Source organism: Fundidesulfovibrio butyratiphilus (genome assembly GCF_054657235.1).
Genome location: NZ_BAAHXA010000001.1, coordinates 351,542 through 365,804 on the forward strand (window position 1 = coordinate 351,542; position 14,263 = coordinate 365,804).

General features: G+C 65.1%; 12 protein-coding genes. 1 reads left to right on the forward strand and 11 read right to left on the reverse strand.

From position 1 onward, the window contains the following. The 3 genes from ACYQ01_RS01650 to ACYQ01_RS01660 all read right to left on the reverse strand — a co-directional run bounded on the left by ACYQ01_RS01650 (nucleotide 1) and on the right by ACYQ01_RS01660 (nucleotide 3,451). Complete coding sequence (locus tag ACYQ01_RS01650) at nucleotides 1-1,464, reverse strand: sensor histidine kinase (protein WP_459932094.1); 1,464 nt, start codon at nucleotides 1,462-1,464, stop codon at nucleotides 1-3. Nucleotides 1,465-1,525: 61 nt separating this feature from the next. After that, entirely contained in the window at nucleotides 1,526-2,176 is a 651-nt protein-coding gene (locus ACYQ01_RS01655) for a PH domain-containing protein (protein ID WP_459932095.1), read from the reverse strand. A 303-nt stretch (nucleotides 2,177-2,479) separates the two neighbouring features. Beyond that, nucleotides 2,480-3,451 (reverse strand): rhomboid family intramembrane serine protease, encoded by a 972-nt coding sequence (locus ACYQ01_RS01660; RefSeq protein WP_459932096.1) that lies wholly within the window; start codon nucleotides 3,449-3,451, stop codon nucleotides 2,480-2,482. 115 nt (nucleotides 3,452-3,566) lie between these two features. On the opposite strand from ACYQ01_RS01660, the gene ACYQ01_RS01665 reads away from it, so the two are divergent. Continuing rightward, nucleotides 3,567-4,724 (forward strand): AI-2E family transporter, encoded by a 1,158-nt coding sequence (locus ACYQ01_RS01665; RefSeq protein ID WP_459932097.1) that lies wholly within the window; start codon nucleotides 3,567-3,569, stop codon nucleotides 4,722-4,724. 188 nt (nucleotides 4,725-4,912) lie between these two features. Here the strand turns inward: ACYQ01_RS01665 and dxs are convergent, their stop codons facing one another. The 8 genes from dxs to ACYQ01_RS01705 all read right to left on the reverse strand — a co-directional run bounded on the left by dxs (nucleotide 4,913) and on the right by ACYQ01_RS01705 (nucleotide 14,211). Further along, nucleotides 4,913-6,829 (reverse strand): 1-deoxy-D-xylulose-5-phosphate synthase, encoded by a 1,917-nt coding sequence (gene dxs / locus ACYQ01_RS01670; RefSeq protein ID WP_459932098.1) that lies wholly within the window; start codon nucleotides 6,827-6,829, stop codon nucleotides 4,913-4,915. 11 nt (nucleotides 6,830-6,840) lie between these two features. Further along, complete coding sequence (locus tag ACYQ01_RS01675; RefSeq protein WP_459932099.1) at nucleotides 6,841-7,731, reverse strand: polyprenyl synthetase family protein; 891 nt, start codon at nucleotides 7,729-7,731, stop codon at nucleotides 6,841-6,843. Between the two features lie 168 nt (nucleotides 7,732-7,899). Continuing rightward, complete coding sequence (gene xseB / locus ACYQ01_RS01680; RefSeq protein ID WP_459932100.1) at nucleotides 7,900-8,142, reverse strand: exodeoxyribonuclease VII small subunit; 243 nt, start codon at nucleotides 8,140-8,142, stop codon at nucleotides 7,900-7,902. Between the two features lie 16 nt (nucleotides 8,143-8,158). Then, nucleotides 8,159-9,106, reverse strand: a complete 948-nt coding sequence (locus ACYQ01_RS01685) for a M23 family metallopeptidase (RefSeq protein WP_459932101.1) — start codon at nucleotides 9,104-9,106, stop codon at nucleotides 8,159-8,161. Then, complete coding sequence (xseA, locus tag ACYQ01_RS01690; RefSeq protein WP_459932102.1) at nucleotides 9,103-10,503, reverse strand: exodeoxyribonuclease VII large subunit; 1,401 nt, start codon at nucleotides 10,501-10,503, stop codon at nucleotides 9,103-9,105. The genes ACYQ01_RS01685 and xseA overlap by 4 nt, the downstream gene beginning before the upstream one ends. 91 nt (nucleotides 10,504-10,594) lie before the next feature. Next, the gene (locus ACYQ01_RS01695; protein WP_459932103.1) at nucleotides 10,595-12,319 is read right to left on the reverse strand and encodes a proline--tRNA ligase; all 1,725 of its coding nucleotides are present in this window, start codon (nucleotides 12,317-12,319) and stop codon (nucleotides 10,595-10,597) included. Continuing rightward, on the reverse strand, nucleotides 12,310-13,416 hold the full coding sequence (gene ispG / locus ACYQ01_RS01700) for a flavodoxin-dependent (E)-4-hydroxy-3-methylbut-2-enyl-diphosphate synthase (RefSeq protein WP_459932104.1): 1,107 nt from the start codon (nucleotides 13,414-13,416) through the stop codon (nucleotides 12,310-12,312). Before ispG ends, ACYQ01_RS01695 begins: the two co-directional genes overlap by 10 nt. 117 nt (nucleotides 13,417-13,533) lie before the next feature. Then, nucleotides 13,534-14,211, reverse strand: a complete 678-nt coding sequence (locus ACYQ01_RS01705; RefSeq protein ID WP_459932105.1) for a phosphoadenosine phosphosulfate reductase family protein — start codon at nucleotides 14,209-14,211, stop codon at nucleotides 13,534-13,536. Nucleotides 14,212-14,263: the final 52 nt, after the last annotated feature.

Consider the following 14,263-nt stretch of genomic DNA (forward strand, 5'->3'; position numbering starts at 1 on the left):
TCACTGGTTCTCCCTGGTGATGGGTATGGTGAAAAAAAACGTGCTGCCGCGTCCGGCCCGGCTGCTCAGCCATATCTTGCCACCGTGGGCTTCCACGATGTTCTTGGCGATGGAAAGCCCCAGGCCGATGCCGTCCACGCTTTTTTTCATGCTCTCGCCCCGGTAGTACTTGTTGAACACCAGGGGCTGTTCGTTTTCTTCAATGCCCGGCCCGGAATCCACAATGGAAAACAGCAGTTGGTTGCCGCCGTCGGCCAGTTGCAGGGAAACGTCCACGCTCTGTCCGGGCTCGGAAAATTTGACGGCGTTTCCTATAAGGTTCAGAAGCGCCTGCCGCAAGTGTTCCGTGTCCGCCATCACCGAAGGAATTTCCGGAGCCACATGCGTGGTCAGGGCGATATGCTTGGCTTCCGCGGCGGGGCTGGCCTTGTCCACGGTTTCGTGCAGCAGGTGGGTGGGGTCCACGGGCTTGAAGCTCAGGGTCATGAACCGGGAAGACATGCTCGACACCTGCATGAGCCGGGACAAAAGCCGGGAAATGCGTTCCAGTTCGGACGAGGCGATGTCGAGAAAACGTTTCTGGCGGTCGTTGACCTCGCCCAGAACCTGCTCGCGCATGAGGTTGACCGACTCGCGGATCGAAGTGAGCGGCGTGCGGATTTCGTGGCTGAGCATGTCGATGAAATCCGCGCGCATTTTTTCCTCTTCCTTGAGACGGGCGGTCATTTCGTTGAAGGTCTGGGCCAATTCCCCCAGTTCGTCGCGCGAGATCACCCGCACGGGTTCGAGCTTGCCGTCCAGGGTGAAGGCCCGAATGCCGAGACGCAGTTCGCGCAACGGGCGCACGATGGAATACGTGAGATAAAAGCTGCCGATGAGCGCCACGGCCAGGGTGACGCCAAGTCCGATGAAACCCGCGCGCACGGCGGCTTCGCTCCAGGCGTGCAGCTCGCGCATGCTCGATTCTATGAAGCGCTCGTTGTCCTGCTTGGCCTTGAAGATGGTCTCCAGCCAGGCGTTGAGCTTTTCCTGCGGGACCCAGGGCGGAGAACCGGGCGGGGTGTCGGCCATGGCCTCCTGATTGGGGAAAGTCTGCTTGAACTCGTCGGCCAGGTCGCTCCACACCTGGGAGCCCTCGTAGCGAAACCACTGGATCGAACTCAGGGAACGCCGGTACTCCTTGAAGGCGGCCACGAAGTAGCGCTTGTAGTTCTCCTGTCCGAGCACTCCGAATTTTTTCTGGTTTTCTTCCATGGCGAGCAGGCTGTCCACCATGGACTGGGAGATGCTCATCACCTCGAAGCGCACCTTCACCACTTCCCGCGAGATGTTGACGATGCCGCGTTGGTAATCGAAAATATTGCTGGTGGTGTAATAGATGATCGCCATAATGAAGGCGAACACGAAGATCAGCTTGAAGAGAATGCCGATGCGAAACATCTTCGGCCGTCTGGGGAACCGCATGGCTAGGAGCGCCCTTTCCGCTCGGGGGCGTGGTCGGTCGCGCCGGCCGGGACCTGCGCGATCATTTGGCTGCGAAGAGTTCGCGCTCGAACTCGTGAGGGCGACGCAGGTTGGCGATGACGACCTTCTGGCCGCTGGCCATGATCAGGACGACCGTGCCGTACCCCAGGACCGATCCCAACAGGCCGGTATTGGCGCGCACGGACTCCACGGCGGAAAGACTCAGCGAAGACAGCGACCCCGACAGCACGTCCTGCTGGATGACGCGCCTCGGCGTGATGACCACCTTGTTGCTGAAAAAACTGAGCAGGCGCGACAGGGCCAAAAAACCGAAAACAAGCGTGAGCACGAAGCACACGGTCCACACCACGCCGACGGCCACATGCACCAGGATGTTGCCCACCGTGCGCGGTTCGATGGCTTGTCCCCCCTTGCGGGGGTCGTCCGGCGCTGCCGGCGTTTTTCGTTCGGGCGTCACGGAACGGATGGCCCGTTGCGTGTCGGCGCTGTAGCTCCGGAGATCTTCGGCGGAAAGGCCCTTCAGGTACTCCTGCGGGATCAGGGTCACCGCCCTGGCCTGCCACGGCGCTTTGGACCACATGAGAAATATGGCCAGGAAAAAGTAGATGCCGGCCTTGAGGAAGACCGCCCAGTGTTTTTTCGTCTGGTAGCGGATGTCTTCCCTTTCCGACAGAATGCGCCGCGTCTCCATGCAATTGGCTCCTCAAGGGCTGTGAACTGTTTCGTCGTCCCTTAAGCCACCTGAAGAGCCGTTGTAAAGAAAGAGCGCGCCCCTCCGGAAACCGGCTCTTGGCGACCGAAGCGAAACTCCGTATAAAGGCGAATCAATCCTGAAAAGGAGACCCTCATGGGCGACACCTTGACCTTGCTCGCGATCATGGCCGTCATCTGGGTGCTGTTTCTCATAAGCCCCAACAAAAACGGCGGGGGCGGCTGATGCCCCAGGCCCATGGATCTCGGTCCGAGATCCGAGGACGAAAAGAAAAAAAAGAAGTCAAAAAAGAAATGCTGACGCCCAGCATGTAAGCACCAGACATACGGCCGATACGCCGCACAAAAACCGGAACCACGCGCCGGCCGGCCCTTCGGGGCCGAGCCCGGCCGGATTCCCCGCGGCCCAGACAGCGCCCAGCAGACACCCGGCCCCGAAACCGAAAAAATGTCCGGCCAGGTCGATGGTGCGCGCCTCTTCTTCTGAGCCCACCCCCAGCATGGCCAAAATCATGAGCCCCGCCGCAAAGGGCAGGGCGCGTTTCCAGCGCGGGTTGGACCGGCTTTTGGCCACGCGAAATCCCGCCAGAACGCCCAGTCCGCCGAACACCGCCGTGGACGCCCCCAAGAAGTGGCTGCCCGCCCCCTGAAGCCAGGCCTTGGCCAGGTTGCCGCACGCCCCCGAGGCCAGGGTAAGCAGCCACGCCGGCCCCAGTCCCACCTCGCCGGCCAACAACGCGAGAAAGACGCCCCCCAGGCAGACGTTGCCCATGAGATGTCCCACGTCGGCGTGCAGGCACAGGGCCGTGACCGCGCGCCACCACTGCCCCTTGAGCATGAGCCCGGTGTCGCCCACGCCCCGGGTGTACCAGTTGAGGGAAAACGCGCCCAGACCGTCCCGGGCGCCGGTGGCGGTGAGAAACACCAGGGCGGCGCCCAGACTCCACAGCACGCCGGGAAGCTGACGCCAAAAGCTCCCACGCGGGTGCGCTTCGACCGGGTGGTCGGGCGCGGCGGGATTTTCGCGCAGATAGGCCTCGATTTCGGCCAGGGCTTCCTCCTTGCGCCCGGGCCGAACGAGCAGACGCACGCCTTGGGGCGCGGGCTTCATCCGGTGGGGCACTCCCTTGGCCCAGAGCACAAGGGAAAACTGGCGGGCCTCCGCCCGGCTCAGGCTGGAGGCCCCGGTCAGGGCGAGAATGTCCGGGCCCACGTCGGGCCAGGGCTTTCCGCGAGGCGGAAGCAGCAGGGGCATGGGGGGTTACGTCTCCCAAATGGCGCTTTTCGAGCAACGACTTGTCTGGTATGCAAAGCGCGGCGCGCAACCCGGTTCACTCCGGCCGCGACCCCGCGTGGGACGGGACTCTTTCATGTCAGCCAAAACGCCCATTTATTCCTCGTTTCTGCTGGGCATCCTGGCCGTTTCGCTCTACCTGGCCTATGTGGTGCTCTACCCGTTTTTGCACAACATTTTCCTGGCCATCATTTTGGCCACGCTGTTTCATCCGGTCAATATCCGAATACGCAAACTCGTGGGCGGGAAAAACACCCTGGCCGCGCTTCTGACAGCCGCCCTCATCACGTTGGGCATCATCCTGCCCTGCTTCTTCTTTTTGGGGGCGCTGGTGAGCCAGGCGGCCAACTCCCTCGAATCCTTGCAAACCTGGATCAAAACCTCGCACCCGGAGCAGTTGCTGCAAAGCGACACCCTGGCTCCTTACATCGACTGGATACAGGACAAAATCCCCTTTTTGCAGATCGATTTCGACAAGCTCAACATCCAGAACAACCTGCTGGCCCTCTCGCGACGCACCGGCCAAATCATGCTGGACATGGGCACCAAGCTGCTGGGCAACTTCATCGGCCTGCTCATGGACTTTCTCATCATGCTCTTCGTGCTGTTTTTCCTTCTGCGCGACGGCGAGTCCATGCTGACCCAACTGCGCAGTCTCTCCCCCCTGCACGCGGACCAGGAAAACCGCATCCTGCAAAAGATGCGCGACGTGGCCAAGTCCGTGGTCATGGGCAGCTTTCTCATCGCCCTCTGCCAGGGCGTGGCCGGCGGAATCGGCCTGGCCATCGTGGGCATTCCGGCCCTGTTCTGGGGCTCGATGATGGGATTCGCCTCCCTGGTGCCGGTGGTGGGCACCATGCTGATCTGGGCTCCGGCGGCCATCTACCTGCTGGTCATAGGCGACTGGAAGGGCGCGACCATCCTGACCGCCTGGGGCGTGGGCATCGTCTCCACCATCGACTCGGTGCTGCGGCCCTTGCTGTTGCAGGGCAAGGCCCAGATGTCCACCTTTTACGTGTTCCTTTCCATCATCGGCGGCATCAAGTACTTCGGCCCCCTGGGCATTCTCTACGGCCCCATGATCCTTTCCCTGGCCATGGTCATGCTGGGACTCTATTCGGAAGAATACAGCGACGCCCTCAAGAGCAAGGGCGCGGCCCATTGTCCACCCGTGGCCGGAGCCCTGTTCCGCACCGAAGAAAACGGCGACAAGAACGACGAAAACGAAAAATAAAAACCGGGACGCCTCTCGCGCCGGCTCGGCGAGGCGTCCCGGCCGTCCTTACCGGTACAGGAAGGCGCTTTGAACGCGGGGCCGACGTCCGGGCGGCGAAGCCGTCCTGGAACCGCCCGCAAAGCCCCGCTTGCCGGGATCGCCCTCGGGCCAAAGCGCCGTGAAAGCCTTGCCTCCGCGCCCTATCCTCAAGCCTGCTCCTTGCCTTCAAGCAGCCGCTCCAGCGCCTTGCCAATGCCCTCGGTGTCCAGTCCCAGCCTGGAACGCAACACCTTCTGCCCGCCGTGCTCCACGAAGGAGTCGGGAATGCCCAGACGCACGATCTTTTGTCCGCAAAGCGCCCCGGCGTCGCTCAGGGCTTCAAGCACGGCCGAGGTGAAGCCGCCCATGAGCGCGTTTTCCTCCACGAGAAGGATCTTGTCGAAACGCCTGGCCAGGGCCGCGATTTCCTCGGCGGGCAGCGGCTTGACGAAACGGGCGTTGTACACGGCCACCCGCGCGCCGCTGCGGATTTCAATCTGTTCCGCCGCCCACTGGGCCGGCACCACCCGGCTGCCGACGGCGATCACCAGGGCGTCCGCGCCGTCGCGCAAAAGCTCGCCCTGGCCGATGGGGATGGGCTCGGGGTGGTCGAGAAGCGGCGCGCCGACGCCCACTCCGCGCATGTAGCGCACGGCGGCCGGTCCGGGGTGGGCCAGCGCGGTGAGCAGCATGCGTTGCAGTTCGGGTTCGTCCTTGGGGGCCATGACCACCAGATTGGGAATGTGGCGCAGGTAGGAGAGATCGAACACGCCATGGTGGGTGGCGCCGTCCTCGCCCACGATGCCGCCCCGGTCCAGACAGAAGGTGACCGGCAGGTTCTGCAGGCACACGTCGTGGATGATCTGATCGTAGGAACGCTGCAAGAACGTGGAGTAGATGGCCACCACGGGCTTGTAGCCCTCGGCGGCCAGTCCGGCGGCGAACGTGACGGCGTGCTGTTCGCAGATGCCCACATCCACGAACCGGTCGGGAAACTTGCGCGAGAACTCGCCCAGTCCGGTGCCTTCGGGCATGGCCGCCGTTATGGCCACCACCCGGGGATCGGTTTTGGCCAGCTTGCACAGGGTCTGGCCGAACACGTCGGTGAACGAAGGCGCGGGCGAGCTGGCGAACTTGATCACCTCGCCGGTTTCGGGTTCGAAAGACCCCACTCCGTGAAAATATGTGGGATTGTCTTCCGCGAAGCTGTAGCCCTTGCCTTTTTTGGTCAACACGTGCACCAGCACCGGGCCGTCCACCTCGCGAATTTCCTTGAATACCTTGATCATCTTCTCGGTGTTGTGGCCGTCGATGGGGCCCACGTAATTGAACCGGAAGGCCTCGAACAGCATGCCCGGCGTGAAGAATCCCTTGAAGGACTCCTCGCCCCGGCGCACGAACTCCATGAATTCGTTGCCGTAGGGCAGTTGTTTGACCACGGCCTCCACCTCGCGCTTGCGTTTGACCAGCCAACGGTTGGACAACTTGCGCGAAAGAAAAAGCGAGAGCGCTCCCACGTTCTTCGAGATGGACATCTTATTGTCGTTGAGGATCACCACCAGATCGCGTCCGCAGCCTCCGGCCTGGTTGAGGCCCTCGTAGGCCAGTCCGGCGGTCATGGAACCGTCGCCGATCACGGCCAGCACCTTGTTGCGCTGGCCTTTCAGATCGCGGGCCATGGCCATGCCCAGGGCGGCCGAAATGGACGTGCTGGAATGGCCGGTGCCGAAGTGGTCGTAGGGGCTTTCCTCCCGGCGGGGGAATCCGCTCACTCCGCCCAGGGTGCGCAGGGTGTGGAAGCGCTCGGCCCGGCCGCAAAGGATCTTGTAGGCGTAGGCCTGGTGGCCCACGTCCCAGACGATGCGGTCACGGGCCGGGTCGAAAACCGAGAGCAGGGCCAGGGTGAGTTCCACAACGCCCAACGACGGGGCCAGATGGCCGCCGTTTTCCGATACCGTCGAAATGATGAGCTGACGAATTTCCTCGGCCAGTTCGCCAAGCTGTTCGAGGTTGAGCCCGGCCACGTCCGTGGGGGCGTGCAGTCCGGGCAGAATCACAGGCGGTTTATGGGACAATTCGGACATGAGGGCCTCGCTTACGACACGCGGTCGACGATGTATTGGGCCAGGTCGCGCAGGAAGTCGGCTTCCGGGCCTTTGTAGGCCGCGATGGAGGCCACGGCGGCCGAGATGAGCTTTCCGGCCAGCTCCATGCTGGCGTCCACGCCCATAAGGGAGGGATAGGTGGTCTTGCCCTGCTCCACGTCGGAGCCGACGGGCTTGCCCAGGGTCTTTTCATCGCCCACCAGATCGAGAACGTCGTCCACGATCTGAAAGGCGGCTCCCACGGCCTGGCCGTAGGTGACGGCCTGGGACACGTCGGCCTGGGACGCGCCGGCCAATTGGGCCCCGCACTGGCAGACCGCCGTGAGCAGCGCCCCGGTTTTCTTGGCCTGCATGACGGCCAGTTCGTCCAGGGTGACGTCGGTTTTGGCGGTGTAGGCCATGTCCAGGGCCTGGCCGCCCACCATGCCGGCCGCACCGGCCGCGGTGGCCGCGGTGGCCAGGGCCATGTTCACCCGCTCGGCCCCCAGCTTTTCGCCGCAGCCGGCCATGAGCCGGAAAGCCTCGGTGAGCAGCCCGTCCCCGGCCAGTATGGCCATGGCCTCGCCGTAGACCTTGTGATTGGAAGGCATGCCCCTGCGCAGGTCGTCGTCGTCCATGGCGGGCAGGTCGTCATGGATGAGCGAATACGTGTGGATCATCTCGAAGCCGCAGGCGAAATCCACCGCCGCCAGGTCCGTGACCCCGAACATCCTGGCAAAACACAGGCACAGAACGGGCCGAAGCCGCTTGCCCCCGGCCATGAGGCTGTACTCCATGGCTTCGAGAAGCGATACGGGAATGTCCTTGCCCCTGAGCACCGTGGCCAGGCGGTCTTCCACCTCGCCTCCATAGGCCTGCAAACGTTCCTTGACCGTCGCCACGTCGTCCTCCTTGCCTGGACGTTGAACACCCGCGCCGGGTTTTCCCCTTGTGGGCGGAGCGGGAGAATGCTTGCCGCGTTCGGGCGCCGCGGCCGAAGCGCGTCGCCCACGCGTCCCGGCGTTTTCCCGGGACAAAACCTTCAAGCACTACTTGAAAAAATATTCGGACTACCCGTTTCCCGCGTCAGGCCCGTCGCCGCCGGAATCAAACGGGGCCAGTCCTTCGGGCCCCACCTGGCTCACCGTCAGCCTGGCCTTTTCCAACTGGCCCCGGCAGGCCTTGGCCAGCTTGCGGCCCTCGGTATACAGGGCCACGCCCTTTTCCAGCGGGAGCTCTCCCGATTCCAGTTGCTCCACGATCTGTTGCAGGCGCTCCATGTTTTTTTCGAAAGCGGCTTCCTTGGCGCACATGGGGTCCTCCGAAAGTTCAGCGTATGCCGCGCATGAGCGGGCTTGGGTCCACGGCCTGGCCCAGCGCCAGAAATCCCAGGTGCAGATGCGGCCCGGTGGACCGTCCCGTGGCCCCGACCAGGCCCACGGTCTGGCCGGCGGACAGCTCCCCACCCTCGGCCACGTCCACACGCGACAGGTGGAAATACATGGACAAAACGCCCTGGCCATGGTCCACGAACACGCTCCGGCCGTTGAAATAATAATCGCCCGTGAGCAACACCCGGCCCGCGCTCAGGCAGGCCACGGGTTCGCCCAACGCGGCGCGAAAGTCGATCCCCCGATGCGGAGCGCGCGGCTGGCCGTTGAGCACCCTGCGCAGGCCGAAGGCGCTGGAAATCGGACCCGGCACGGGCCTGACCAGGGGCAGCGTCCAGAGCCGGCGCGGACTGACCAGGGCCAGGACCTTGGCGATTTCCTCGCGTTCGCGCCGGATGCGCGCAAGCGCCTGCGGACTCGGCGTCACCATGGCCCTGGGCAAACTCAGACGCTGCTCGGGGAACGCCTTGGCCCGCACCGGCACGTGAATCATGGCCGTCTCACGCCGGCCGGCAAAGGCCGCCTCCACGGTCAGAACGTACTCCCCGGCGGCCACGCCAAGGCCAGCGCCGAGCAGGACCTCGGCCCGAGCGCCCCGTCCGTCGGAGGCCAGGGGCACATCCAGATTTTTTCCCAGCCAGGCCAGGCTGATCCGTTCGCAGGGAGTGTCGGTCTTCACCAGGATCAGAAAGGGATCCCCCTCCTCCACTTCCACCGGACAGACGACCCGCAGCGGTCCCCAAACCGTTTCGGCCGTGTTTCCCGGCCCCGGCATGGCCTGGCCCGCCCCGGCGGCCCGCGCGACTTCCGCCTGGGCCAAGGCCGCTTCCGTCCGGCTCCAGGCCAGGGCAAGACCGCAACACAGACAAAATTCGCGCCGCGTCATGAGGCCTCCGGTTCGGCGCCCGTAACTCGGGTGCGCACGGTTCCGTCGCGCACCACCACGTCCAGGGCCTGGTCCGGTCGAACCTGGGAAATCGAGCGCAAATACGTTCCGTCCGCCAGCCTGGCCAGGGCGTAGCCGCGGGCGATCGGCCCCATGGGGTCCAACCCGGCGAGGCGGGCGGCCAAGGGTTCGAACCGGGCCGCGCGAACGAAGAGCATGCGCTCTCCAGTCAATTCGGCCCGATGTTCCAGGGCCTCCAGACGGGCGGAGGCCAAAACAAGCGCCTCTTCCCCGGTCCGCTCCAGCCGTGCGCACAGGTCGTCCAGACGCATTTGGCCGGAAACCGGGAGCGCCGCCCCGGCGGAACGCAAGCGATGCGCCAGCGCCTGGGTGCGTTCTTCCAGACGGCGCACCTGCCCGGCCGGAGAAAGCCACCCCAGGGCCTTTTCCAGGGCCGCCAAGGACTGACCGGCCAGGTTCAGGTGGCGCGCCCAGGAGGCTTCCAAATCCATGCACGCCTCATCCAGGCGTTGGGCCAGGGTCTCGCGGTCACGCCAGAGAATCTGGGCCGCATGGCTGGGAGTGGCCGCGCGCAGGTCCGCCGCCAAGTCGGCGATGCTGGTGTCCACCTCGTGCCCGACGCCCGTGACGACCGGAACGCGACACTCCACGATGGCCCGGGCCACCTCCTCGTCGTTGAAGGCCCACAGGTCCTCCAACGATCCGCCGCCGCGGATGAGCGCCACGCACTGGGCGAACCCGTCGGACCCGGCCGCGCGCAGGGCTTTCGCGATCTGGCCGGGCGCGGCCTCTCCCTGCACCAGCACGGGATACAGACGCACCTCGCCGCCAAGCCCCCTCCCCCGGGCCACGCGCAGAAAATCGCGGATGGCCGCTCCGGTCGGCGCGGTGATCACGGCCACGCGCACCGGGTCCACGGGCAGGGGCCGTTTGCGCGCCTGGTCGAACCAGCCCAGGGCCATGAGCTTGCGTTTGAGGGCCTCGAACTCCAGGTGCAGTCGCCCTACGCCCATGTCCTGCACGAACTCGGCCACGAGTTGGTAGGCCCCGCGCGGGGGATAGACCGTGAGTCGTCCGGCCGCCACCACGTCGGCTCCGTCGGCCAGGGCTGCGGCAGGGTCGCCGCCTCCCGTCAACACCTCGCCCGTGACCGGATCGAACCGTTCGCCGCCTTCCAACTCGGCGTAGGTTCGCGCTCCCTTGAACCAGACCACTCCCAGCACGGCCTCGGCGTCCTTGAGGCTGAAATAGATGTGTCCCGAGCCGGGACGGGCCAGGTTCGACACCTGGCCGCGCACCCGGACGAACGGGAACTGGCCTTCCACCACATCCTTGAGAGCCTGGGTCAGCTCGGCCACGCGGAAGATAGGAGGCATCGGGCCTCACGCCCCTTGCAAGACGCCGACGCGTTCCGCGGCGGCAATGCGGGTCATCATGCTTCGTTTCGCCATGCGACCGGATCGGACGCTAGCGCGCGTCCCACCCCGACAGCACGCCCGCGCGCCACTGGGCGAAGGCCTCGGCAAAACCGTCCACGGGCAGTTCGGACTTCTCGCCGGTGCGCCGGTCCTTGACCTCCACCACACCACGGCCGAGCCCCTTGCCCCCCACGACCACCTGCATGGGCGAGCCCATGAGGTCGGCGTCCTTGAACTTGACGCCGGGGCGCTCGTCGCGGTCGTCCAGGGCCACGTCCAAGTCCTTGCGCAACAGCTCGTAGATTTCCTCGGCCTTGGCCAGGGGAGCGCCCTTGACGTCCAGGCAAAGCACCGCCACTTCGAAAGGCGCCAGCGAGGGGGGAAAAATGATGCCCGACGCGTCGTTGTTCTGCTCGATGGCCGACGCGATCACCCGCGACACGCCGATGCCGTAGCATCCCATGTACAGGGGGCGTTCCTTGCCCTGCTCGTCCAGGAAAGTGGCCCGCATGGCCTCGGAATACTTGTATCCCAGTTTGAAGACGTGCCCCACCTCGATGCCGCGCGTAAGCGAGAGCGGCGCGCCGCACCTGGGACAGGCGTCGCCTTCCACCACGGAGCGCAAGTCGGCGTAGCCGGTGAGCTTGGCGTCGCGGTCCAGGTCCACGTGAACCAGATGCGCGTCGGCCGCGTTGGCTCCCACCACCCAGTCCGTGCCCAGGGCCAATTCCCGGTCGGCCACGATGGTCTCCACGGCCAGCCCCACCGGCCCGGCGAAGCCCACGGGGGCCTTGGTCCAGGCTTGCACCTGCTCGGGCGTGGCCAATTCGGGCTCTTCGGCGGCGCTCAGGGCGTTTTTGAGCTTCACCGGATTGAGCTCCCGGTCGCCGCGCACCAGCGCGGCCACGGGTTTGCCGTCGGCCACGTAGAGCAGCGTCTTCACCACCCGGGACGAATCGATCGCAAGAAACCGGGCCAACTCCTCCACGGTGTGCACGCCGGGCGTGGCCACCTGCTCGAAGGCTCCGCACACGGCGGGTTTTTCCCCGGAAGCGACCACGGCCTCGGCCTTTTCCAGATTGGCCCCGTACTCGCAGGCCATGCAGGCGGCTATGGTGTCCTCGCCGGTGTCGGCCAGCACCATGAATTCGTGGGAATAGTTGCCGCCAATGGACCCGGTGTCGGCTTCCACGGCCCGGAACTTGAGCCCCAGCCTGGTAAAGATGCGCTTGTAGGCCTCGTACATGGCCTGGTAGCTGGCAATGGCGCCTTCCTCGTCCTTGTCGAAGGAATAGGCGTCCTTCATCACGAACTCGCGTCCGCGCATGAGCCCGAAGCGGGGCCTGATCTCGTCGCGAAACTTGTGCTGGATCTGGTAGAGGTTGAGCGGCAATTGTCGATAGGAGCGCACTTCGCTGCGCACCAGGTCGGTCACCACCTCCTCGTGGGTGGGGCCAAGCACGTAGTCGCGGTCGTGCCGGTCCTTGAAGCGCAGAAGCTCGCGGCCGTAGTGGTCGTAGCGCCCGGTCTCGCGCCAGAGGTCCGCCGGCTGCACTCCGGGCATGAGGATCTCCAGCGCTCCGGCCCGGTTCATCTCCTCGCGGCAGATGTTGGCCACTTTATTGAGGCTTTTGAGCCCGGTGGGCAAAAAGTTGTAGATGCCGGAGGTCAGCTTGCGGATCATGCCCGCGCGCACCATGAGCTTGTGGCTTATCACCTCGGCGTCGGCCGGATCTTCCTTGAGGGTGGGAACGAAGGAGGAACTCAATCGCATGTGGTGTCGAACTCCCTGAGCAGTTTGTCGATTTCGAGCAGAAATTCGCCCAGCACGTTGGCTTCGCCGCGCACCTTGCGCAGCACCTCGCCCTTGCGAAATATCACGGCGCAGTCACGGCCGCCGGCCACGCCGATGTCGGCCTCCCGGGCCTCGCCCGGTCCGTTGACCACGCAGCCCATCACGGCCACCGTGACCGGCCGGGTGACGAAACGCAGCTTGGCCTCCACGGCCTGGGCCAGACCGGCCAGATCGATCTCGGTGCGACCGCACGTGGGGCACGACACGATCTCCGGCCCGCGTCGGCGGATGCCCAGGCAGCGCAGAAGCTCCCAGGCCACGTCCATTTCGGGCAGGGGGTCGCCGGTCAGCGAGACCCGGAGCGTGTCGCCGATGCCTTCGGCCAGCAAAATGCCCAAGCCCACGCCGGACTTGGTCGCGCCCCGAAGCGGCGTGCCCGCCTCGGTGACGCCGATATGCAGCGGATAGTCCACTCGGTCGGCCATGAGCCGGTAGGCGGCCACCGTGGCCGGCACCGACGAGGACTTGAGCGAAATCTTGATCTGGTCGAACCCTTCGTCTTCAAGCAGGGCCACGTGTCCGAGCGCGCTTTCCACCATGGCTTCGGGAGTGGGACCGCCGTATTTTTCCAGCAAACGCCGCTCCACGGACCCGGAGTTCACGCCTATGCGAATGGGCGCTCCCCGTTCCCTGGCGGCGCGCACCACGGCGGCCACCTTGTCCGCTCCGCCGATGTTCCCGGGATTGATGCGCAGTCCGTCCACTCCGGCTTCCAGGGCGGACAAGGCCAGACGGTGGTCGAAATGGATGTCCGCCACCAGGGGGACGGGCGACTCGGCCCGTATGGCCTTGAGGGCCCGGGCGGCCTGTTCGTCGGGCACGGCCAGGCGTACGATCTCGCACCCGGCTTCGGCCAGGGCGCGCACCTGGGCCAGGCTCGCGGCCGCGTCCCGGGTGTCGGTGTTGGTCATGCTCTGCACCCGCACGGGATTGCCCCCGCCGATGAGCATGTCGCCCAGACGGATGACGCGGGTTTTTCGCCGCACGGGCGGCGCGAGGCAGGAAGGATGATTCATGAAAATATACTCCCCCGTTTCGGGCAGAGCAGGCTAGCCCATTTCGCGGGCATTGCCAATCGCCCGGAACGGGCCTCGCCGGGCGCAATCGCCGAAACAAGCCCCGTTTTCGCGGTCTCAGAAGTAGCCAAGCGCGCGCAGATCGGCCATACGGCTTTCCTTGCGTTGGTCGCGTCCGGCCCGTTCTCCGCCGGCCACGGCCGGCCGGGTGCAGGGAACGCACCCAAGCGAACGGTAGCCCTTGGCATAGAGTTCGCACCAGGGCAGCCCGACCCGCACGGTGTAGGCCCAGATGTCCATTTCCCCCCACTGAAGCACCGGGTTGGCCTGAAGGTGATCCGGGTCGCGCTTGGCGGTCAGCATTTCCGGCGCGGTTCGGGCGGGATTTTCGTCGGCGCGCACCCCGGTGACCAGAACCGACGCGTCCAAGGCGGTCAAGGCGCGGCGCAAGGGCTCGATTTTGAGCGCCTTGCAGCACGTCAGCGGATCTCGGGCGACGACCTCGGGAATTTCGGCGGGATCCGGGCGCACGATGGTGATATCCAATCCCCATCGCTTCGCCCAATGGTCACGAAAGGCCAGGATCTCCGGGAACTTGTATCCCGTATCCAGGTTGATCGCCCTGGCCGGCCGACTCACGCCGGCCTCGGCCAGAACCTTTCGCCAGAGCGAAAGCGCCACGGTGGAGTCCTTGCCGCCGGTCCAGGCCACAACCACCCGATCCGAACCGTGCTCGGACAACAGGGCTTCAAGAAATGAGCGGGAGCATTCGAGCTTGTGTTGAAGGCTTGGCATGGTTGGGCTATGCAAAAGATGTTTTCGCGACAGGCGGCGAAAAGCCCCCGTG